This is a genomic window from Mycolicibacterium agri (assembly GCF_002553505.1).
GTDB lineage: Bacteria > Actinomycetota > Actinomycetes > Mycobacteriales > Mycobacteriaceae > Mycobacterium > Mycobacterium agri.
In genome coordinates this window covers 1-20,592 of sequence record NZ_PDCP01000035.1, presented here as the reverse complement: position 1 = coordinate 20,592, position 20,592 = coordinate 1, and the positions used below count along the sequence as shown (strand labels likewise).

Below are 20,592 nucleotides of genomic sequence, written 5' to 3'. Positions count from 1 at the left end.
TCGGCGCCATGGCGGACGACGCGTTGCTGTCCTGGCTGCTCGACTCGGATCCGGCACTGCGTTGGCAGGTCGAACGCGACCTCGTGCACGCCCCGCAGGAAGTGTGGGAGGCGACGCGAGCGCGGGTCGCGACCGAAGGCTTCGGCAAGCGGCTCCTCGATCTGCAGGACGCCGACGGGCAATGGGCAGGCGGAGCGTTCTTTCCCGCCGACTTCGACCCGAAAGAAGAACACGGTCAGCCGTGGACGGCGACGACGTGGACGCTCAACGCGCTGCGGGAGTGGGGACTCGACGCGCAAGTCCTGAAGGGGCGTCGGACCGCCGAATTGCTTGCCGCGCATTCCCGTTGGGAGTACGACGATCTGCCGTACTGGGGCGGTGAGGTGGACTGCTGCATCAACGGCTACACCGTGGCCAACGGCGGATGGCTGGGCGTCGATGTCAGCGGCATCGTGGAGTGGTTCGTCGACCATCGCCTGCCTGACGGCGGGTGGAACTGCGAATGGATCGAGGGATCACGTCGATCGTCGTTTCACTCGACGCTCAATTCGTTGAAGGGCCTGCTGGCCTACGAGAAGGCGACGGGAGGCGCCGCGGCCGCCCGCGCGGCGCGACTGGCAGGTCAGGAGTATCTGCTTGAGCGACGGCTGTTTCGGCGGTTGTCGACGGGTGAGCCGGTTGGGCCCTGGACGACGCAGTTCGCGTATCCCTTCTACTGGGTCTACAGCGTGCTCAACGCCGCCGAGTACTTCCGCCGAGCGGCGCTGCACGACGGCGTGGCGCCGGATCCACGGATGAGTGAGGCGATCGAGTTGATCCGTGCGGCGCGGCAACCCGACGGCACCTGGTTGCAGGGCGGCCGGCAACCGGGCCGGGTCTGGTTCGAGGTCGACGCGCCCGCCGGCGAGCCGTCCACATGGCTGACCTTGGTCGCGATGCGGGTGCTCGCCTGGTGGGATTCAGAGCGGTGAGGCGCCGCGCAGGTGCTCGAAGATCAGTGAGGTCTGCGTACCGGCGACGTCGGCATCGGCGTTGAGATTCTCGACCACGAACGACCGCAGATCTTCGGTGTCGCGGGCCGCAACATGCAGGATGAAGTCGTCGGCGCCGGCGAGAAAGTACACATCCATCACCCGGGGGTTGCGCCGGATCTGCTGGATGAAACTGCGGATTTTGGCCCGTGCGTTGGCCTGCAGGCTCACCGAGATCATCGCCTGCAGCGACAAGCCGATGGCCGCAGGGGCGATATCGGCGTAGAAACCGCGGATCACCCCGAGTTCGTGGAGCCTGCGGACCCGGCCGTGACACGTGGACGGCGCAATGCCGACGGCCTCGGCGAGCGCGCTGTTGGACATGCGCGCATCGCGGTGCAACAAGATCAAAATCTGCCGGTCGATGTCGTCGAGATCGGCGGCTCGAACATCCTTCGGCGGACGCGGCCGACCGACCGTCGCGATCGATGATTCTTCGGTCATTCGTCGATCATATCGAAGTATCTGCACAGCTATTGCTTCACCGCCGAAGCTTCTTCACAATTTTAGACACCCAACGACATTTCAGGAGCGATCATGCGCGTCGGAGTCCCGACCGAGATCAAGAACAACGAATACCGCGTTGCCATCACCCCCGCCGGGGTTGCCGAGCTGGTCCACCGCGGCCATGAGGTACTCATCCAAGCAGGCGCAGGCGAAGGCTCTGCGATCTCCGATGCAGACTTCAAACGCGCCGGCGCGCAGATCATCAACAGCGTCGACGAGGTCTGGGCCGAGGCCGACCTGCTGCTGAAGGTCAAGGAGCCGATCGAGGCCGAATACGGCCGCCTGCGGAAAGGCCAGACGCTCTTCACGTATCTGCACCTGGCCGCGTCCAAGCCGTGCACGGACGCCCTGATGGCTTCGGGCACCACGTCCATCGCCTACGAGACCGTGCAGACCGCCGACGGCGCACTGCCCCTGCTGGCGCCGATGAGCGAGGTCGCGGGCCGGTTGGCCGCACAGGTCGGCGCCTACCACCTGATGCGCAGCCACGGCGGCCGCGGCGTGCTGATGGGCGGCGTGCCCGGGGTGGCGCCCGCCGAGGTCGTCGTGATCGGCGGCGGCGTGGCGGGTTACAACGCCGCCCGCATCGCGCGGGGCATGGGCGCGCACGTCAACGTGTTCGACGTCAACGTCAACACGTTGCGCAAGATCGACAACGAGACCGGCGGTGCCATCGAGACCCGGTACTCGTCGATGCTCGACCTGGAAGACGCTGTCAAGGGAGCCGATCTGGTGATCGGCGCGGTGTTGGTGCCCGGCGCCAAGGCGCCCAAGCTGGTGAGCAATTCGACTGTGGCGCACATGAAGTCGGGCGCGGTTCTGGTCGACATCGCGATCGACCAGGGCGGCTGCTTCGAGGATTCGCATCCGACGACGCACGACGATCCCACGTTCAAGGTGCACGACACGCTGTTCTACTGCGTGGCCAACATGCCCGGCGCGGTGCCGCGCACGTCGACCTACGCGCTGACGAACGCCACCATGCCGTACGTCGTCAAGCTGGCCGAGCGCGGTTGGCGGGCGGCCTGCCAGGCCGATTCGTCACTGACCAAGGGTCTTTCGACGCACGAGGGCGCGCTGCTGTCCGAGCAGGTAGCCCACGACCTCGAGCTGCCCTACACCGATCCCGCCGAGGTGCTGGCCTGATCGGTCAACCGAACAATTCCCCGTCCAGGTAGAACCACCGACGGGCTCTGACGGCGAAGTGGGACCGCTCGTGCAGGGAGCCTCTGTGCTCCTCGCGTGCGCCTGTCCCACTTCGTCGCGTTCTGCGGTAGTGGGCCCGGAACTCCACCACCCCTCGTCATCGCCTGCCGCGCCCGCGATTACGTCGAGGATTTCCAGCCCGGTCCACACCTCGTCCGACGGCGTCAGCACCTCAGGCCTGGTGCGTGGATGCCAGGTCCGCCAGACGTAGTCCAGATCTCCGACCGCATATGCGGTGTAGCGCGACCGCATCAGCTCCTCGGCGGTGGCGGCCTCGCGCTCCCTGGCAAGAAGAGGCCCGCAGCAGCGGCCGAAAAGTTCTGCGCTGCCGCACGGGCAGTCACCTGTCGACGACACGATCACTCTGCGAGTGCGTTAGGACAGCACCAGCAGATCGGCTGTCCGCCACCACACCAGCGCGGCGAACAACACGATCAGGGCGGCCGTCGCGCCTGCCTGCACCGGGATGCGTTGCTTGGCAGGCGCATACGCGTAGGCAAACGCGACCACCCCACCCGTGATCAGGCCGCCCAGGTGTCCCTGCCAGCTGATCGACGGCACGGTGAAGGTGATGACCAGGTTGATCACGATCATGATGACAACCCAGCGGATGTCGACGTTCACCTTCCTGCCGATGACGAAAGCGGCTGCGAACAACCCGAATACGGCCCCCGACGCGCCCAGCGTCGGCGCATTGGAGAACAGGTAGATCAGCACCGAACCGCCCAGCGCGCTCAGCAGATACAGCGCCATGAACCGCAGCCGGCCCAGCCAGATCTCCAGCGCCGGGCCCACCACGTACAACGCGAACATGTTGAACAGGATGTGCGTGATGCCGCTGTGCAGGAACGCCGAGGTGAGCAACCGGTACACCTCGCCGTTGGCGACGGCGGGCGAGTACATGACGAACTCCACCTCGACGCGCCGCGACGCCATCTGCGCGACGAACGCTGCCACGTTGATCGCGATCAGGGTGTAGGTAACCACCGGCGTCGTCGCACCCCACTGGGTACGAGTTCGCGGTTGGCGCACCGTTTTCGCCCCGGCGTTGACGCATTCGGCGCACTGGTGGCCCACCGCGGCGTCGCGCATGCATTCCGGACAGATGTAGCGATGGCACCGGGTGCATTGAACGTATGTCGGCCGGTCGGGGTGGCGGTAGCAGGTCGGGACGGGCGCGGTCATGCTCAGCTACCGAGAAGCCACGGAACCAGTGCCTTGGTGACCTCGCCGATCAACGGCCGGTTGTTGGGCGCATCGGGATTGTCGGTCTGTGTGCGCGTCATGATGGCGAGCAACAGCCGCTCCCCCTGCGGGCCGTAGGCGATGCCGACGTCGTTGGTGCTGGCGTAGTCGCCGTTGCCGGTCTTGTCCGCGGTGGTCCAGCCCTCGGGAAGGGCCGGCCGGATGCTCGACGTCTCGTTGGCGCGCATCCAGTCTTCGAGCTGCTGGCGTTGCGGCGGTGCCAACGCGTCGCCGGTGAGCAGGGCGCGGTAGCCGCCGCCGAGTGCCCGCGGCGTGCTGGTGTCGCGGGGGTCTCCCGGTGTCGCGGAGTTCAACTCGATCTCCCAACGGTCGAGCCGAGTCCGCTCGTCGCCTATGCTGCGCGCGAAGTGGGTGATGGCCGATGGCCCGCCGATCGTCTGCAGCAGCAGGTTGCCCGCGGCGTTGTCGCTGACCTGCACGGCGGCCGCGCAAAGGTCTGCCAAGCTCATCTGACCGCCGGAGTTCGGGGCGGTCCTCGGCGAGTTCGGCAGCGCCGCCCATTTCGGGTCGACGTACACCTGGCGGTCCAGCGTCAACTCACCGTTCTGCACCATCTGCAGCACCCGGGCCGCGGCGTAACCCTTGAATGTCGAGCACATGGCGAACATTTCGCCGTCGAGATGCGACACCGTGCGACCGGATGCGAGGTCGACGGCGTAGACGCCGATCTTCGTGTTGTGCTGGCGTTGCAGCGCCTCGATGCGCTGGTGCGCCGGCGAGACGGGTTCGTTGGGTTCGGCGAGGACGGATTTCGGTGGGCAGGCCGCGAGGCCGGCTACCGCCAGCCCGCCGACCAGGACGCTTCGTCGCGAGAGTCGATTCACGGCCCCCACGCTACCGATCAGCCCGCGATGGCCCGAAGCCGCTGCGGCAACGACCGTTTGGTCCGGTACGGCCCCAGCACCGCGGCGCCGAACGGCCTGTTCAGCATCCGCCGGGCCACCGCGTTGACTTCCTCCAGGGTGACCGCGTCGATCATCGCCAGCGTGTCGTCGATGCTGCGATGCTCGCCGTAGTTCAACTCGTTGCGGCCGAGCCGGTTCATCCTGGAGCCGGAGTCCTCAAGCCCCAGCACCAGCCCGCCGCGCAGCGAGCCCTTGGCGATCCGGCACTCCGCCTCGGTGATCCCGTCGCGGGCCACCGCCTCCAGTACGTCGGTGGTCACTCGGGCCACTTCGGGGAAGCGCTCGGGCAGGCATGCGGCATACACCGACAGCGCGCCGCTGTCGGAGAACGTGTCGACGGTCGAGTACACCGAGTAGGCCAGACCGCGGGATTCGCGAACCTGTTGGAACAGCCGGGAACTGAGCCCGCCGCCGAGCGCGGTGTTGAGCACCGACAGTGTCCAGCGCTGCTTCCAATGCCTGCCCGGTACCCGCACGCCGAGCGACATGTGGGTCTGCTCGGCATCCCGGTTGACCACTTCCAGCGACGGCCGCCCGGTCACCCTGCCGGTGCCCTTGCGCGGCGGCACCGCGGTGCGGCTGCGCACCAGATGCCTGCCGAAGTACTCGCGCACCATGCCCACCACCTCGAGGTGGTCGACGTTGCCCGCAACCGCGACGACCATCCGCTCAGGTGTGTAGCGCCGGACGTGAAACGAGTGCAGCTGGTCGCGGGTCATCGCCGAAACCGAAGCGGCGCTGCCGATTACGGGCCGACCCACCGGATGCGGGCCGAACACCGCCGACAGGAAGACGTCGCCGAGGGTGTCCTCGGGGTCGTCGTCACGCATGGCGATCTCTTCCAGCACGACCGCGCGTTCGAGTTCGACGTCCTCCGGTGCACACACGCCGCGCAGCACCACGTCGGCGACCAGGTCGATCGCCAGCTCCAGATCGGAGTCGAGCACGTGCGCGTAGTAGCAGGTGTGCTCGCGGGCCGTGAAGGCGTTCAGTTCACCGCCCACCGCGTCGACCGCTTGAGCGATCTCCACCGCGGTGCGCGTCGGGGTGGCCTTGAACAAAAGGTGTTCCAGGAAATGGGCCGCGCCTGCAACGCTGGGACCTTCGTCGCGCGACCCGACGCCGACCCACACCCCGACGGACGCCGAGCGCACCGACGGGATGTATTCGGTGACCACCCGCAAGCCACCCGGAAGGGTGGTGCGGCGGACAGTGGACTGTTCTGCGGACTCGTTTCCGCGGCGGACCCGGCGAAGGCCCGCCTTTCGGTTAGTTGCTTGTCGTGGCATCGACCGGCTTATCAGCAGAGGAGGCGTCGTCAGCCTCGTCTTCCGGAACCAGGACGAGCGAAATCTTTCCTCGGTTGTCGATGTCGGCGATTTCCACGCGCAGCTTGTCGCCGACGCTGACCACGTCTTCGACCTTGCCGATGCGCTTGCCGCGGCCGAGCTTGGAGATGTGCACCAGCCCGTCACGACCCGGCAGCAGCGACACGAATGCACCGAAATCGGTTGTCTTGACGATGGTTCCGAGGAACCGCTCGCCGACCTTCGGCAGCTGCGGGTTGGCGATGGCGTTGATCTTGTCGATCGCGGCCTGCGCCGACGGCCCGTCGGTCGCGCCGACGAACACGGTGCCGTCGTCCTCGATCGAGATCTGCGCGCCGGTCTCCTCGGTGATCGCGTTGATGATCTTGCCCTTGGGGCCGATAACCTCGCCGATCTTGTCGACGGGCACCTTGATCGCGGTGACGCGCGGCGCGTACGGGCTCATCTCGTCGGGGCCGTCGATGGCCTCGGCCATCACCTCAAGGATGGTCAGCCTGGCGTCCTTGGCCTGCGCCAGCGCACCGGCCAGCACCTGCGACGGGATGCCGTCGAGCTTGGTGTCCAGCTGCAGCGCGGTGACGAAGTCCTTGGTGCCTGCCACCTTGAAGTCCATGTCGCCGAACGCGTCTTCGGCGCCGAGGATGTCGGTCAGCGCGACGAAACGGCGCTCGGTGGTGCCGTCTTCGAGCTCGACGTCGTCGGACACCAGACCCATCGCGATGCCCGCGACCGGCGCCTTCAGCGGAACACCCGCATTCAGCAGCGCCAGCGTCGATGCGCACACCGAACCCATCGAGGTCGACCCGTTGGAGCCGAGCGCCTCGGAAACCTGCCGGATCGCGTACGGGAACTCCTCGACGCTGGGCAGCACCGGCACCAGCGCCCGCTCGGCCAGTGCGCCGTGGCCGATCTCGCGGCGCTTGGGCGAACCGACGCGGCCGGTCTCACCGGTCGAATACGGCGGGAAGTTGTAGTGGTGCATGTAGCGCTTGCTGGTTTCCGGTCCCAGCGAGTCGATCTGCTGGGCCATCTTCATCATGTCCAGCGTGGTGATGCCCAGGATCTGGGTCTCGCCGCGCTCGAACAGCGCGCTGCCGTGTGCCCGCGGCACCACGGCCACCTCGGCCGACAACGCGCGGATGTCGGTAACGCCGCGGCCGTCGATGCGGAAGTGGTCGGTCAAAATGCGTTGCCGCACAAGCTTCTTGGTCAGCGCACGGAACGCAGCGCCGATCTCCTTCTCGCGGCCGGCGAACTGCTCGGCCAGCCGCTCGAGCACCTCGGCCTTGATCTCGTCGGTGCGCTCGTTGCGCTCGGTCTTGCCTGCGATCGTCAACGCCTCCGACAGCGCGTCGGTGGCCACCGAAGACACCGCGTAGTACACGTCGTCGCCGTACTCCGGGAACAGCGGATACTCGGCGGTCTCCTTGGCAGCGCGATCGGCCAGCGCCTGCTGCGCCTCGCACACCACGCGGATAAACGGCTTGGCGGCCTCAAGGCCTTCGGCCACAACGGATTCGGTCGGCGACTGCGCGCCGCCTTCGATCAGCTCGATGACGTTCTCGGTGGCCTCGGCCTCGACCATCATGATCGCGACGTCGTCGGCGTCGTCACCGACGACGCGGCCCGCGACCACCATGTCGAACACCGCGCGCTCCAACTGCTCGACGGTCGGGAACGCGACCCAGGTGCCGTCGATCAACGCGACGCGCACACCGCCGACGGGACCGGAGAACGGCAGGCCGGCCAGCTGGGTGGACGCCGATGCGGCGTTGATCGCCAATACGTCGTACAGGTCGTTGGGGTCCAGCGACAGCACCGTCACCACGACCTGGATCTCGTTGCGCAGGCCGTCGACGAACGACGGGCGCAGCGGGCGGTCGATCAGCCGGCACGTCAGGATGGCGTCGGTGGAGGGACGCCCCTCCCGGCGGAAGAACGAGCCGGGGATACGCCCGGCGGCATACATGCGCTCCTCGACGTCGACCGTCAACGGGAAGAAGTCGAAGTGTTCCTTGGGTGTCTTGCTGGCGGTGGTCGCCGACAAGAGCATGGTTTCGTCGTCAAGGTAAGCGACGGCCGAACCGGCGGCCTGCTGGGCAAGGCGGCCGGTCTCGAAGCGGATGGTGCGCTTGCCGAAGCTTCCGTTGTCGATGACGGCGGTCGATTCGTAAACGCCGTCCTCAATTTCTGCAACAGACATATGTGTCCGTGAGCCCTCTCTTGGGTCTTATTCAGCTGTTTTGCGTCGTCACGCTCATAACGCTGAGCAGCCTGTCAGACCACGGGCCTTGATGCGGCTACGGCCGTCGATCGAAGCGGCCGGAAACTTGCCCCGGCAGCCACTACCGAAGACCGCCCGATCAGGCGGGGTCCGCCAGGGACGCGCAGGAACGGTGCACGCGGACTGCGAGAACCGCACCTATGACGTTCAGGTCCGGATCGGATACCGCGCTGCGGCTCCGACGGCTGTCGAACGCACCCATGTTACACCGCAGCGAAGCCGCGGCCGACATCGTGAGACGGGTCAGCGGCGCAGGCCGAGACGCTCGATCAGGGAGCGATAGCGCTCCACATCGACCTGGGCGACGTACTTGAGCAGCCGCCGCCGACGACCCACGAGCAGCAGCAGTCCGCGCCGCGAGTGGTGATCGTGCTTGTGCACCTTGAGGTGCTCGGTCAGGTCGGCGATGCGCCTGGTGAGCAGAGCAACCTGGGCCTCCGGCGAGCCGGTGTCGGTCTCGTGCAGGCCATATTCGTTCAGAATCTCTTTTTTCTGTTCGGCAGTGAGCGCCACGAATCAATCTCCATCAATCGGTCCGCGAGTCTTCTTAGGCGTGGCCGCCGCGAACTGCAGTCCACGCTGGGTCGTCAGGGAGTTTAGCAGCGGGCCAGGCTGCGGGACGAATCGCTTAGGCCGGCGTCACTGGGCGGTCAGGATGTCGCGGGCCCGTTCGATGTCGGCGCCCATGGCCTTGACCAGGTCGTCGACCGACTCGAAGCGCTCCTGGCCGCGGATGCGCGCGACGAAGTCCAGCGCGACGTGCTGGCCGTACAGGTCGGCCTCGGTGTCGAGGACGAACGCCTCGACCGTGCGGGTGCGCCCCGAGAACGTCGGATTCGTGCCGATGGAGACGGCCGCCTGGTACCGCTCGCCCGGCACCACGGTGCCCATCACCGGGCCGTGGCCCAGCACGGTGAACCAGGCGGCGTACACCCCGTCGGCGGGAATCGCCGAATACATCGGCGGCGCGACGTTGGCGGTCGGATAACCCAGCACCCGGCCGCGGCCGTCGCCTCGGACCACGACCCCTTCCACCCGGTGCGGCCGGCCCAGCGCCTCGGCGGCCGCGACGACGTCGCCGGCATCGACGCAGGAGCGGATGTAGGTCGAGGAGAAGGTGACGGTCTCGTCGTTGTGGTGCTCGGCCACCAGCGACACGCTCTCCACCGCAAAGCCGAACCGCTCCCCCGCCTTGCGCAGCAGGTCGACGTTTCCGGCCGCCTTCTTGCCGAAGGTGAAGTTCTCGCCGACCACCACCTCGAGGACGTGCAGCCGTTCCACCAGCAACTCGTGGATGTAGCGCTCCGGCGTGAGCTTCATGAAGTCCGCGGTGAACGGCATGACCAGGAAGACGTCGATGCCGAGCTCCTCGACCAGCTCGGCGCGGCGGGTCAGCGTCGTCAGCTGCGCGGGATGGCTGCCGGGGAACACGACCTCCATCGGGTGCGGGTCGAACGTCATCAGCACCGTCGGCACACCGCGGGACCTGCCCGCTTTCACCGCGTGCTGGATCAGCTCGGCGTGTCCGCGGTGCACCCCGTCGAACACGCCGATCGTGATGACGCATCTGCCCCAGTCCGTAGGAATCTCGTCCTGGCCCCGCCAGCGCTGCACAGTGGCAAGCCTACGGCGCGGGGGCAACGCGGTGCTTCACTCCCCGTGTTCAGACAACCGTGTTCAGACAACCAGATCAGATAACCATTGCCTAAACTTCGTAGTTGTGAACCCGAACGGTAACCCGCGCGACCTGACCGCGGTCGCTCAGGATTACCTGAAGGTGATCTGGACGGCCCAGGAGTGGTCGCTGGAGAAGGTGAGCACCAAGATGCTCGCCGAACGGATCGGCGTCTCGGCCAGCACCGCATCGGAGTCCATCCGCAAGCTCGCCGATCAGGGGCTGGTCAACCACGAGAAGTACGGGGCGGTGACGCTGACCGACGCCGGTCGCAGGGCCGCCCTGGCGATGGTGCGCAGGCACCGGTTGATGGAGACGTTCCTGGTTCGCGTGCTCGGCTACAGCTGGGACGAGGTGCATGACGAGGCCGAGGTGCTCGAGCATGCCGTCTCCGACCGGATGCTGGACCGCATCGACGCCAAGCTGGGCTACCCCAAGCGCGACCCGCACGGCGATCCGATTCCTGCCGCCGATGGACACGTGCCGACACCCGATGCGCGGCAGCTGTCGGTGTGCGAGGACGGCGACACCGGCACGGTCGCCCGCATCTCCGATGCCGACCCGGAGATGCTGCGCTACTTCGACAGCGTCGGCATCACGCTGGACTCCCGGCTGATGGTGCTGGCCCGCCGCGACTTCGCGGGCATGATCTCGGTGGCGATCAAGTCCGCCGGGGCCGAGGAGGACGACCCGGGCACCACGGTCGATCTCGGCAGCCCTGCGGCCGAGGCGATCTGGGTGGTCGGTTAGCTCGGCTGTCGGCTCCGGTATTCGCCGGCTGGCTTGAGGTCGGCGGCTTTGACCAGAACGGCCAGCACGACGGCGACGATGAGAAGCGCCGGGACATCACCCAGCAGATGGCCCATGTGGTGTCCGTGGCCGAACGACTGCACCGCCATGATGACCGCGTGCACGACCGATGACCAGACGACGAACCAGATGAAGCTCAGGTTGGCCTCGGGCTTGCGCGCGGCGTTGATCAAGAAGACGCCGATGGTGACGTAGAGGCCGACGATCATCATGAAGTACTGCGACTCATGCGGTGCGCCGGCATGCCACGCCCACCCCGACGGCCAGACGACCGCCAGCGGATAGAGCAGCAGGGCCACGGCGCCGAAGACCACCAACGCCACTTGCAGGAGTCTGTACGGGGTTGTCATGGGCGGCCTCCGATCGTTGTCGGCCTTCACACGGATTGTGAGCCTTGCGGGTTCACTTCGGTCGATCTGCGCTGAAATCGGCGAAATCGCAGTGCTGCACTACTGCGTGTGCCGGCACTGTCGCCATTGAGCATTTCCATCACGGAACTGGACACAGAACACGATGGTCGTCGTTCGCCGGGACCGAGGGTGGAGGACGGGTCATGAGCGGCAAGCACATCGGTCGTATCGGCGCATTGGCGGTCGCGCTGGGGGTGGGATTCGCGGCGGCTCCGGTGTCGACGGCGTCCGCAGAGCGCGAGCCGTGTTCGGACACCGAGGTGACCTGCGCTCTGATCCTGGGCGGGACCACGGTTCCGACACCCGACGCTTCTTGGCTCGAGTCCGTCAAGAATCAGTTCATCGCCCCAACGCATCCGGGCTACATCGAATACACCGCGGTGACGGCCCCACAGGAATTTTGGCCCATCACGGGTTTTTTCCGCGTCCTTGGGCTCGCCCTTGGCCCTTCGGAGATATTCGGGCTTGATGGCCCGGCCTGGCCGGACGAGCCGTTGTGGAAACTGTCGGGGCTCTTCGATCTCACCGCGGATGTGTCCTTGGAGGTGGGTGCCAACGATCTGGAGGACGCGATCGCCAGCCATCCGAACAAGCATTTGATCATCTATGGACAGTCGCAGGGCACGGGTGCGGCGAACGTCGTGAAGCGACGGCTCGCGCAGGAGTACCCAGAGGGGACAACAGCCCCTGACATCGACTTCGTCCTTGGCGGTGATCCCAACCTGCCCAATGGTGGCCTTGCTGCCCGCTTTCCGAATTTGTACATCCCGATTGTCAATCTGACCCTGAACGGCTCTGCCCCGACCAACACCCAGTTCGACACGGTCGAGATCAACCGAAAGTACGACGGCTTCGCCGACTTCCCGCTGTACCCGCTCAATTTCATCGCCGACGTGAACGCGGTGCTGGGAGTCGTCTATGTACACATGTACGGCTTCGACGTGAGCCTTCCCGCCGATGACCCCACGAAATCACCGGCGTACCAGGGCGAGTACGGGGACACCAGCTACTACTTGTTCGACAGCCCGGACCTGCCGTTGTTCGGGCCGTTGCGCACTGCAGGTGTACCCGAGCCGTTGATCGACGTCGTGGAGCCGTTCTTCCGCGAGGTCGTCGAACTCGGATATGACCGCAGCATCGAGCCATGGAAGCCGACCCCAGCACGGCTGATCCCCCGCGTCGACCCAGCCGCTGCCGCTGGCAACTTCGCCGACGCGATCTCAGAAGGATTCGACAACGCCCGCGCGCTCATCCAACCGCAGGCACCGGTCAAACCCGCTGCGGTGTCGACGGATACAGACGTCATCGAGGGCGCCGATTTGCAGACCAACCAGTCCGTCGGCGAATCGGTGGACGACAACGGCGGCGTCACCGCGCTGTCCGAAGGACGCACCCACGATCCGACGCCCTCTTCCGCGAACCGAACGCGGCCCACACCGTTGCGAGATGCGGTCACCAATGTGCGCAGTGGCATCAAGAAGGCCGTCGCCGACGTGACCCACAGCATCAAGAAGGCATTGAGTGTGAACAAAACCCACGGCACAGACAACGCCCGCGAAGATGGGTCTCGATCCCCCGCAACAGAACCCGACTAGTTGTCTGCCGCGCCAGCGGCTTACAGCGTCGCCGGCCGGACGACCACAACGGATTTCGTCGCGTCGGCCTCGTCGCGCAGCAACGCGATGACGTGTCCGTCCGGAGAAACCGCCGCATACACACCGTCGATGCCCGCCGGGCTCAATCGCCTGCCGTGGCGGGCGGATTCGGCCTCGTCGGCGGACAGGTCGCGCCGCGGGAACGCCAACAGACAGGCCTCGTCGAGCGTGTAGGACAGCCGCGGTTCCTCGGCCAGGGCGCCGAGTGTGCGCGCCTGGTCGAGCCCGAAGCGGCCGACGCGAGTGCGCCGCAACGCGGTCAGGTGTCCACCGACGCCCAGGGCGGCGCCGATGTCGCGCGCCAGCGCGCGGATGTAGGTCCCGCTCGAGCAGTCGACTTCGACATCGACGTCGATCAGATCATCGATGCGCCGGAGGGCCAGCACGTCGAAGCGGTCGATCCGCACGGGCCTGGCGGCCAGCTCGACGGCCTGACCTTCGCGGGCCAACCGGTAGGCCCGCTTGCCGCCGACCTTGACGGCGCTGACCGCCGACGGGATCTGCGCGATCTCACCGCGCAGGTCGGCCGCGGCGGCTTCGATGGCCGCGTCTGTGAGGTGTGCCGCCGAAACCGTCTGCAGCACTTCGCCGTCGGCGTCCTCAGTGCTCGTCGTCTGGCCCAGCCGGATGGTCGCCGCATACGACTTGTCGGTCGCGGTCAGCAGCCCGAGGATCTTGGTGGCCCGCTCGATGCCGACCACCAGGACGCCGGTGGCCATCGGATCGAGCGTGCCGGCGTGACCGACCTTGCGGGTCTTGAAGATCCGCCTGCACCGGCCGACGACGTCGTGGCTGGTCATTCCCGTCGGCTTGTCGACGATGACCAGGCCGGGGCGTGGCGGGTTCGTCACAGCGCGATCGCCGTCAGCGCCAGCCCGTTGCGCACCGACCAGCGGCCGCGCAGCGTGGTCAGCGGCGGGCCGTCCAGCGCGGCGGGGTCGATCAGGATGCGCGACTCGAAGCTCCCAGTGCCGTCGCCGTCGACGTCGAAGACGATGTGGGCGTCCTCGAACCCGAGCCAGCGCCGGGTGAGCGGGAACCACGCCTTGTACGTCGCCTCCTTGGCGCAGAACAGGATTCGGTCCCAATGCAGGCCGTCGGGCAGGGCTCGCAGTTCGGCGCGTTCGGCGGGCAGGCTGATCGCGTCGAGCACCCCGTTGGGCAGCACGTCGTGCGGTTCGGCGTCGATGCCGATCGACCGCACCGCCTCGTGGCGACCGACTGCCGCGCCGCGGAACCCCTCGGTGTGGGTGAGGCTGCCGACGACGCCGTCGGGCCAGCACGGTTCGCCCTTCTCCCCCTTCAGGATCGGTGTCGGCGGCACACCGAGCTCCTCGAGCGCCAATCGGGCGCAATAGCGCACCGTGATGAACTCGTTGCGGCGCTTGGCCACCGACCTGGCGATCAGCGGCTCCTCCTCGGGCAGCGGCGCCAGCCCCGGCGGGTCGGTGTAGAGCTCGGCGGTGACGACCTTGTCCGGCAGCACCTCGGTGAGCAGGGCGGCGTCCGTCATCGCGACCGCGTTGCCTGCCGGTTGGCGATGCGCTCCTGGATCTTCTGCGCGTTCACCCGCATCTCCTGCGTGATCTCGAAGTGCCCACCGAACTCGTTGAGATAGCCGGGCGGATACAGCGGATCGGGAAGCACCTGGCGCAGCCAGCGGTACGGCTTACGGCGCCGCCACTCGCGCGGGTAGCCAACCGACACCTCCTCGAACCGCACGCCGTCGTACCAGGTCGTGCGCGGGATGTGCAGGTGTCCGTACACCGAGCAGACGGCGTTGTAGCGGGTGTGCCAGTCGGCGGTCGCCGTGGTGCCGCACCACAGCGAGAACTCCGGGTAGAAAAGCGCCTCGCAGGGTTCGCGCACCAGCGGGAAGTGATTGACCAGCACCGTCGGCGTCACCCAGTCCAGCTCGTCGAGCCGCTTGCGGGTGACGCTCACCCGGTCGCGGCACCACGCGTCCTTCGTCGCGTACGGCTCGTTGGACAGCACGAACTCGTCGGTGGCCACCACGTTGCGGTCCTTGGCGATGGCCAGGCCCTCGGCCTTGGTCGCGGCGCCCGTGGGCAGGAACGAGTAGTCGTAGAGCAGGAACATCGGCACGATCGTGGCCGGCCCGCCCGCGTCGGTCCACACCGGATACGGGTGCTCGGGGGTGATCACACCCATCTCGTCGCACATGTTGACCAGGTAGTCGTAGCGCGCCCGGCCGAATACCTGCACCGGGTCCTTGTTCGTGGTCCACAGTTCGTGATTGCCCGGCACCCAGATGACCTTCGCGAAGCGCTTGCGCAGCAGGTCGAGCGCCCAGCGGATCTCGTCGGTGCGTTCGGCCACGTCGCCCGCGACGATCAGCCAATCGTCGGGAGACGACGGATGCAACGACTCGGTGACCGGCTTGTTGCCGGTGTGACCCGTGTGCAGGTCGCTGATCGCCCAGAGTGTCGCCACAACCGACCAGATTACTTGCGCGCAGAGGGCTGCCCCTCCGGGCAACTAGAACATGTTCTCGTTACCTGTTCGGCCGCGGGCCGCCGACTTGTATAGTCCCCGCAAGGGCCGACGAGCGCGAGGGGGATTCATGGCCACCAGGTTCCGGCTGTTCGCAGCGTTCTCCGCGCTGGTGACGGCGGTGATCCTGGTGCTGCAGAGCGGTGCGCTGACGGTACCGGCCGCCGACCCGGTCGAATTGCGCTCGACCGCGGCGCCGTGGCCCCAGGCAACGACGACGATCAAGTGGCCGGTGATCGAGACCGTCGACCCCGACCCGTTCGACCCGTGCCGCGACATCCCCCTCGACGTGATTCAGGGCATCGGCCTGGCCTTCACCCCGCCCGAGCCCGAGAACAACCTGCGCTGCCACTACGACGCGGGCAACTACCAGATGGCGGTCGAAGCCTTCGTCTGGCGCACCTACGAGGAGAGCCTGCCGCCCGACGCGGTCGAGTTGGACATCGACGGCCACCGCGCGGCCCAGTTCTGGGTGATGAAGCCGACGGACTGGAACAACCGGTGGTGGATCACGTGCGCGATCGCGTTCAAGGCCGACTACGGGGTGATCCAGCAGTCGCTGTTCTACTCGCCGATCTATACGGCCGACGACGTCGACTGCATGCAGACCAACCTGCAGCGCGCCCACGAACTGGCGCCGTACTACAAGTACGAAGGGGATCCGGCCAACGAGTGAGCTCGCCGACCCGGGTCATCGGCCGCGCCGCCGACCGCATCCTGCGCCTTCCGCGGCGCACCACCGACTACGACGTCGCGCGTAATGTGCGGGTTCCGATGCGCGACGGCGTCGAACTGGTCGCCGATCATTACCGGCCTGCAACGCCGAATCCGGCCGGCACGCTTCTGATTCGCGGCCCCTACGGCCGCGGATATCCGGTGTCGGTGTTGTTCGGCGGCGTGTTCGCCGCGCGCGGCTACCACGTGATCATCCAGAGCGTTCGCGGCACGTTCGGCTCCGGCGGCGAGTTCGACCCGTTCGTCAACGAAGCCGCCGACGGCGCCGACACCGCCAGGTGGCTGCGTGAACAACCTTGGTTCACCGGCTCTTTCAGCACGATCGGACCGTCGTATCTCGGCTTCACCCAGTGGGCGCTGCTGGCGGATCCGCCGCCGGAGATGGCTGCGGCTGTCATCGTCGTCGGTCCGCACGACGTCAGCGGACCACGCTGGGGCACAAGCTCATTCGGGCTCCACGATCTCCTCGGGTGGAGTTATGCGGTGGGTTATCAAGAGGATCCAGGCCGCATGCGCAACATCGTGCGGATGTTGCGCATACGCCGGAGGCTGGCGCGCGCGACGGCTGGGCTGCCCGTCGGTGACGCGGCGCGAACCCTGCTCGGCGACCGCGCGCGGTGGTTCGAAACGTGGCTGGAGCATCCAAGCCCCGACGATCCGTACTGGGCGCCGGTCAAACTGACCGAAGCGCTCGAGCGCGCCGAGGTTCCAGTGCTGTTGCTCACCGGGTGGCAGGACATCTTCATCGACCAGACGCTGGTGCAGTACGAGCACTTGCGGCGCCGCGGCGTACCGGTCGCCATCACCGTCGGCTCGTGGACCCACAGCGATCTGTCGGCGAAAGCCGCGCCGACCGTGCTGCGCGAGTCGCTGGCCTGGTTGGACACCCACCTCGGCAACAGCCGTCGCGCACACCGGGCACCGGTGCGCATCCACGTCCACAACGACGGTTGGGTGGATCTCGACGAATGGCCGCCGGCGATGCCTGAGCAGGTGCGTTACCTGCAGCCGGGCGGTCGCCTCGGTGATGCGGTTCCGCCCGACACCGCTCCGGCGTCGACATTCACCTACGACCCCGCCGATCCGACGCCGACGATCGGGGGCCGCCTGCTGGCCCCCGAGGGCGGATATCGCGTCGACTCCAAGCTGTCCGAACGCCGCGATGTGCTCACCTTCACCGGTGACGCGCTGGCTCAGGACCTCTATGTGGTCGGCAACCCGGTCGTCGAGCTGTCGCACTCCTGCGACAACCCGCACAACGACCTGTTCGTCCGGGTCAGCGAGGTCGACACCAAAGGCCGCTCGCGCAACGTCAGCGACGGATACCGGTGCGGGGCAGCCGATTCCGGGACGGTCGTGATCGAACTCGACGCCGTTGCGCACCGATTTCGGGCGGGCTCGCGGATACGGGTGCTGGTGGCAGGCGGATCGCATCCGCGGTTCGCCCGCAATCTGGGTACCGGCGAGCCGCTGCGCACCGGCAGGCGGCTGCAGCCGGCCACGCACACGGTGCATCTCGGCGACGGCGCCTCCCGGTTGCGACTTCCCGCCGCACCTCGGCTGCCTTAGCCCACTGGACGGCCACCCCGGCCGCCGAGCGTGAAGCCTTTGCGAAAAACCGGGCAGAAACTCGCTGAGGATTCACGTTCGGCGTGTCGTAGGTCTTCCGACGCGTGTCAGCCCACTGATTCACGTACGCGCGCGGTGATGTCACGCAGCGTCGCGTCGTCGTGCACCGGGGTGCCCCACATCGGGTTGACGGGCAGCGGCACCCAGCTGGTGCAGCCCGCGTATTCCGGTGCGCGGCGCAGGCGTTCGGGCGCGGCGAGCGGGCTGACCTGAACCACCAGGACGGTCAGCCGATGCTTGGGCCGAAAGTCCAGCCTGTCCTTCTGCACGGATTCCGATGTCCAGATGTGCAGAGGCGCAATGTCTTCGAGATTCTCCGGCCGGTTGACCTCAACGGCGGCAACGACTTTCGCGCCTGCCCTCAAGACGATCTCGGTTTCGGTGCTGTCGACGGCGGCGGGCTCGAGGAGGTCGCGGTGCTCTGGCCGCACCCGCTCGGCGTGGCTGTGCGCCACCGTCGGGAAGAACAGGAAATGCGATGCGTCGAGGCTGAACCTCTTCTCATGAATGCCGCCCTTGCGCAGCAGCACGGTCTGGCGGCCGTCGAGCATGGCGTGCACCGCCGCGCTCCACTCCTTGAGCGCGGGCTGGGTCAACGTCTGCGCCGTCACCCTGTGCGCGCGATCCTGGCCCGCACCTCCGGGCGACGCAACGGCGGCACGGTCTTGGGCGGCTGCTTTCGCGGCGGCAAAGCGGCCAGCAACCGCGTCGTGGTCGCCGTGACCTCCGCGACCGCGGTCTCGAACGCGTCCACGTTGGTCGCCGACGGCCGGGTGACCCCGCTGACCTTGCGGACGTATTGCCGGGCCGCGGCCTCGATCTCCTCGGGGGTGGCCGCCGGTTCCAGGCCGCGAAGCTCCGTGATGTTTCGGCACATGCCTCCACGATAGGTTCAGCCCATGACCAACGACGACGTGCTGCTCATCGAAACAGAAGACCGGGTGCGCACCTTGACACTGAACCGGCCGCAATCACGCAACGCGTTGTCGACTGCGCTGCGCAAGCGGTTCTTCGCGGCGCTGCGCGAGGCCGAGGCCGACGACGCCGTCGACGTGGTGATCCTCACCGGCGCCGACCCGGTGTTCTGCGCGGGCCTTGACCTCAAGGAACTCGGCGATTCGACGGAGTTGCCCGACATCTCACCGAAGTGGCCGCCGATGACCAAGCCCGTGATCGGCGCCATCAACGGCGCGGCCGTCACCGGCGGGCTGGAACTGGCGCTGTACTGCGACATCCTGATCGCGTCCGATCGGGCCCGATTCGCCGACACGCACGCCAGGGTCGGGCTGCTGCCGACGTGGGGTCTGTCGGTGCGGTTGCCGCAGAAGGTCGGCGTCGGTATGGCCCGCCGCATGAGCCTGACCGGCGACTACCTCTCGGCGGACGAGGCCCTGCGGGCCGGCCTGGTCACCGAGGTCGTGCCGCACGAGGACCTGCTGCCCGCCGCGCGGCGGGTCGCGGCGTCCATCGTCGGCAACAACCAGAAGGCCGTGCGGGCGCTGCTGGCGTCATATCACCGCATCGATGAGGCGCAGACCAATGAAGGGCTGTGGCTGGAGGCGGCGGCGGCACGCGAGTGGATGAGCAGCGCCAGCGGTGACGACATCGCCGCCAACCGCGACGCCGTGATCCAGCGGGGCCGCGCCCAAGTCCGCTGAGCGCCTAGGCTGCCAGCGTGAACAAGGCACACGAGAAATGCGGCAGCGACGAGTGGCGGCAGACGATATGCGAGGTCATCCTGCCGTGGGCGCTCAACGGCACCGACCTCGGCGACGACGTGCTCGAGGTCGGGCCCGGCTATGGCGCCACCACCGACGTGCTCAGCAAGGCGGTGCCGCGGCTGACATCGGTCGAGATCGACGCCGAACTGGCCGCGATGCTCACCAACCGGTTCGCCGACGTGCCGTCGGTCGAGATCGTCAACGGCGACGCGACGGCGCTGCCGTACGCCGGCAACCGGTTCTCCGGCGCCGCGTGCTTCACGATGCTGCATCACGTCCCGACGATCGAACTGCAGGACCGGCTGTTCGCCGAGGTCGCCCGGGTGTTGCGGCCCGGCGCACCGCTGGTGGCCAGCGACAGCCTGGCCAGCGACGAACTCAAGGCCCACCACGAAGGCGACACCTACAACCCCGTCGACCCGGCCACCCTCCCCGACCGGCTGGCGGCCGCCGGATTCGTCGACGTGAACGTGCGCACCAACGAGTTCGGATGGGCCCTCATCGCTCGGGTGGCGCGCTAGCTGTACTGCCCAGGCAGGTTGGTTGAGGAAGTGTGACGACGCGCTGTAGCGGTCGTTGATTGGTGAGGGTCTCCTGTCGTGGAGTGGAGCTGCTACCACTTCACTTCGACGAACAGGAGACCCTCGTGGTCCACGGTAATGCTGTTTTGACGCCCAAGGGGCGGTTGTTGCTCGCGCGTTTGATTGTTGAGGAGGGCTGGCCGGTCGTTCGGGCCGCCGAGCAGTTCAACGTGTCGTGGCCGACCGCTAAGCGGTGGGCGATGCGGTATGCGGCGATGGGTTCGGCGGGGATGAGCGATCGGTCCAGCCGGCCTCATCTGTCGCTTGCCAGGGTGATGGGACCACCTGATTGCCAGGGGGATGGGACCACCGTGGCGCGTTACTGAGGATGCTTG

Annotated in this window: 21 protein-coding genes and 2 pseudogenes; 9 read left to right on the top strand and 14 right to left on the bottom strand. The window is 67.2% G+C overall.

The window, feature by feature from the left end:
* Positions 1 to 8 precede the first annotated feature (8 nt).
* Entirely contained in the window at positions 9 to 971 is a 963-nt protein-coding gene (locus CQY20_RS19085; protein WP_097941651.1) for a squalene cyclase, read from the top strand.
* On the opposite strand, the gene aldR is transcribed toward CQY20_RS19085, so the two are convergent.
* Positions 960 to 1,475 (bottom strand): HTH-type transcriptional regulator AldR, encoded by a 516-nt coding sequence (aldR, locus tag CQY20_RS19080; RefSeq protein ID WP_097941650.1) that lies wholly within the window; start codon positions 1,473 to 1,475, stop codon positions 960 to 962. The two genes, CQY20_RS19085 and aldR, sit on opposite strands and share 12 nt — an antisense overlap.
* A 93-nt stretch (positions 1,476 to 1,568) precedes the next feature.
* On the opposite strand from aldR, the gene ald reads away from it, so the two are divergent.
* On the top strand, positions 1,569 to 2,684 hold the full coding sequence (gene ald, locus CQY20_RS19075) for an alanine dehydrogenase (RefSeq protein ID WP_097941649.1): 1,116 nt from the start codon (positions 1,569 to 1,571) through the stop codon (positions 2,682 to 2,684).
* 4 nt (positions 2,685 to 2,688) lie between these two features.
* On the opposite strand, the pseudogene CQY20_RS19070 reads toward ald, so the two are convergent.
* The 7 genes and pseudogenes from CQY20_RS19070 to CQY20_RS19040 all read right to left on the bottom strand — a co-directional run bounded on the left by CQY20_RS19070 (position 2,689) and on the right by CQY20_RS19040 (position 10,141).
* Positions 2,689 to 3,101 (bottom strand): annotated as a pseudogene (locus CQY20_RS19070) (YchJ family protein).
* An 18-nt stretch (positions 3,102 to 3,119) separates the two neighbouring features.
* Positions 3,120 to 3,929 carry a rhomboid family intramembrane serine protease gene (locus tag CQY20_RS19065; protein WP_097941648.1) on the bottom strand — a complete coding sequence of 270 codons (810 nt, stop codon included), beginning with the start codon at positions 3,927 to 3,929 and terminating at the stop codon, positions 3,120 to 3,122.
* A gap of 2 nt (positions 3,930 to 3,931) precedes the next feature.
* Positions 3,932 to 4,834 (bottom strand): class A beta-lactamase, encoded by a 903-nt coding sequence (gene bla / locus CQY20_RS19060; protein WP_097941647.1) that lies wholly within the window; start codon positions 4,832 to 4,834, stop codon positions 3,932 to 3,934.
* 17 nt (positions 4,835 to 4,851) lie between these two features.
* Positions 4,852 to 6,204: a M16 family metallopeptidase gene (locus CQY20_RS19055; protein ID WP_097941646.1), complete on the bottom strand. Its 1,353-nt coding sequence runs from the start codon at positions 6,202 to 6,204 to the stop codon at positions 4,852 to 4,854.
* Positions 6,185 to 8,446, bottom strand: a complete 2,262-nt coding sequence (locus CQY20_RS19050) for a polyribonucleotide nucleotidyltransferase (RefSeq protein ID WP_097941645.1) — start codon at positions 8,444 to 8,446, stop codon at positions 6,185 to 6,187. The genes CQY20_RS19055 and CQY20_RS19050 overlap by 20 nt, the downstream gene beginning before the upstream one ends.
* Before the next feature lie 324 nt (positions 8,447 to 8,770).
* On the bottom strand, positions 8,771 to 9,040 hold the full coding sequence (gene rpsO, locus CQY20_RS19045; protein WP_097941644.1) for a 30S ribosomal protein S15: 270 nt from the start codon (positions 9,038 to 9,040) through the stop codon (positions 8,771 to 8,773).
* A 126-nt stretch (positions 9,041 to 9,166) separates the two neighbouring features.
* On the bottom strand, positions 9,167 to 10,141 hold the full coding sequence (locus CQY20_RS19040; RefSeq protein WP_097941643.1) for a bifunctional riboflavin kinase/FAD synthetase: 975 nt from the start codon (positions 10,139 to 10,141) through the stop codon (positions 9,167 to 9,169).
* A gap of 106 nt (positions 10,142 to 10,247) precedes the next feature.
* On the opposite strand from CQY20_RS19040, the gene mntR reads away from it, so the two are divergent.
* On the top strand, positions 10,248 to 10,952 hold the full coding sequence (gene mntR / locus CQY20_RS19035; RefSeq protein WP_097941642.1) for a manganese-binding transcriptional regulator MntR: 705 nt from the start codon (positions 10,248 to 10,250) through the stop codon (positions 10,950 to 10,952).
* On the opposite strand, the gene CQY20_RS19030 is transcribed toward mntR, so the two are convergent.
* Positions 10,949 to 11,362 carry a DUF6632 domain-containing protein gene (locus CQY20_RS19030; protein WP_097941699.1) on the bottom strand — a complete coding sequence of 138 codons (414 nt, stop codon included), beginning with the start codon at positions 11,360 to 11,362 and terminating at the stop codon, positions 10,949 to 10,951. The two genes, mntR and CQY20_RS19030, sit on opposite strands and share 4 nt — an antisense overlap.
* Positions 11,363 to 11,565: 203 nt before the next feature.
* Here CQY20_RS19030 and CQY20_RS19025 point away from each other — a divergent pair, with 203 nt between their 5' ends.
* On the top strand, positions 11,566 to 13,017 hold the full coding sequence (locus CQY20_RS19025) for a PE-PPE domain-containing protein (protein ID WP_097941641.1): 1,452 nt from the start codon (positions 11,566 to 11,568) through the stop codon (positions 13,015 to 13,017).
* Positions 13,018 to 13,037: 20 nt separating this feature from the next.
* Here the strand turns inward: CQY20_RS19025 and truB are convergent, their stop codons facing one another.
* The 3 genes from truB to CQY20_RS19010 are packed head-to-tail and all read right to left on the bottom strand — an operon-like array spanning position 13,038 to position 15,531.
* Entirely contained in the window at positions 13,038 to 13,928 is an 891-nt protein-coding gene (gene truB / locus CQY20_RS19020; protein WP_165789275.1) for a tRNA pseudouridine(55) synthase TruB, read from the bottom strand.
* A complete protein-coding gene (gene pptT / locus CQY20_RS19015; protein ID WP_097941640.1) occupies positions 13,925 to 14,590 on the bottom strand; it encodes a 4'-phosphopantetheinyl transferase PptT in 666 nt (221 codons plus the stop codon). Before pptT ends, truB begins: the two co-directional genes overlap by 4 nt.
* Complete coding sequence (locus CQY20_RS19010) at positions 14,587 to 15,531, bottom strand: ACP phosphodiesterase PptH (RefSeq protein ID WP_234816314.1); 945 nt, start codon at positions 15,529 to 15,531, stop codon at positions 14,587 to 14,589. The genes pptT and CQY20_RS19010 overlap by 4 nt, the downstream gene beginning before the upstream one ends.
* A 130-nt stretch (positions 15,532 to 15,661) precedes the next feature.
* On the opposite strand from CQY20_RS19010, the gene CQY20_RS19005 reads away from it, so the two are divergent.
* Both CQY20_RS19005 and CQY20_RS19000 read left to right on the top strand, forming a co-directional pair.
* On the top strand, positions 15,662 to 16,267 hold the full coding sequence (locus tag CQY20_RS19005; RefSeq protein WP_097941639.1) for a DUF3558 domain-containing protein: 606 nt from the start codon (positions 15,662 to 15,664) through the stop codon (positions 16,265 to 16,267).
* A complete protein-coding gene (locus tag CQY20_RS19000) occupies positions 16,264 to 17,895 on the top strand; it encodes a CocE/NonD family hydrolase (RefSeq protein WP_234816313.1) in 1,632 nt (543 codons plus the stop codon). Before CQY20_RS19005 ends, CQY20_RS19000 begins: the two co-directional genes overlap by 4 nt.
* Positions 17,896 to 18,002: 107 nt before the next feature.
* Here the strand turns inward: CQY20_RS19000 and CQY20_RS18995 are convergent, their stop codons facing one another.
* Positions 18,003 to 18,551, bottom strand: coding sequence for a DUF1802 family protein (locus CQY20_RS18995; RefSeq protein WP_097941695.1), 549 nt, complete (start codon positions 18,549 to 18,551; stop codon positions 18,003 to 18,005).
* A gap of 11 nt (positions 18,552 to 18,562) precedes the next feature.
* Positions 18,563 to 18,832, bottom strand: a complete 270-nt coding sequence (locus CQY20_RS18990) for a DUF2277 domain-containing protein (RefSeq protein WP_097941638.1) — start codon at positions 18,830 to 18,832, stop codon at positions 18,563 to 18,565.
* A 22-nt stretch (positions 18,833 to 18,854) separates the two neighbouring features.
* Between CQY20_RS18990 and CQY20_RS18985 the strand changes: the two genes are divergently transcribed.
* From CQY20_RS18985 to CQY20_RS35175, 3 genes and pseudogenes are all read left to right on the top strand, one after another.
* On the top strand, positions 18,855 to 19,613 hold the full coding sequence (locus tag CQY20_RS18985; protein ID WP_097941637.1) for an enoyl-CoA hydratase: 759 nt from the start codon (positions 18,855 to 18,857) through the stop codon (positions 19,611 to 19,613).
* 17 nt (positions 19,614 to 19,630) lie between these two features.
* A complete protein-coding gene (locus CQY20_RS18980) occupies positions 19,631 to 20,197 on the top strand; it encodes a class I SAM-dependent methyltransferase (RefSeq protein WP_097941636.1) in 567 nt (188 codons plus the stop codon).
* Positions 20,198 to 20,322: 125 nt separating this feature from the next.
* A pseudogene (locus CQY20_RS35175) lies at positions 20,323 to 20,529 on the top strand (leucine zipper domain-containing protein); the annotation flags it as partial.
* Between the last annotated feature and the right edge of the window lie 63 nt (positions 20,530 to 20,592).

Coding starts and splice junctions, on each gene's coding strand:
- ald (WP_097941649.1), top strand. CDS start 1,569: ATGCGCGTCGGAGTCCCGACCGAGATCAAGAACAACGAATACCGCGTT.
- CQY20_RS18990 (WP_097941638.1), bottom strand. CDS start 18,832: ATGTGCCGAAACATCACGGAGCTTCGCGGCCTGGAACCGGCGGCCACC.
- pptT (WP_097941640.1), bottom strand. CDS start 14,590: ATGACGGACGCCGCCCTGCTCACCGAGGTGCTGCCGGACAAGGTCGTC.
- CQY20_RS19030 (WP_097941699.1), bottom strand. CDS start 11,362: ATGACAACCCCGTACAGACTCCTGCAAGTGGCGTTGGTGGTCTTCGGC.
- CQY20_RS18985 (WP_097941637.1), top strand. CDS start 18,855: ATGACCAACGACGACGTGCTGCTCATCGAAACAGAAGACCGGGTGCGC.
- CQY20_RS19025 (WP_097941641.1), top strand. CDS start 11,566: ATGAGCGGCAAGCACATCGGTCGTATCGGCGCATTGGCGGTCGCGCTG.
- CQY20_RS19055 (WP_097941646.1), bottom strand. CDS start 6,204: ATGCCACGACAAGCAACTAACCGAAAGGCGGGCCTTCGCCGGGTCCGC.
- aldR (WP_097941650.1), bottom strand. CDS start 1,475: ATGACCGAAGAATCATCGATCGCGACGGTCGGTCGGCCGCGTCCGCCG.
- CQY20_RS19005 (WP_097941639.1), top strand. CDS start 15,662: ATGGCCACCAGGTTCCGGCTGTTCGCAGCGTTCTCCGCGCTGGTGACG.
- CQY20_RS19085 (WP_097941651.1), top strand. CDS start 9: ATGGCGGACGACGCGTTGCTGTCCTGGCTGCTCGACTCGGATCCGGCA.
- CQY20_RS19050 (WP_097941645.1), bottom strand. CDS start 8,446: ATGTCTGTTGCAGAAATTGAGGACGGCGTTTACGAATCGACCGCCGTC.
- CQY20_RS19065 (WP_097941648.1), bottom strand. CDS start 3,929: ATGACCGCGCCCGTCCCGACCTGCTACCGCCACCCCGACCGGCCGACA.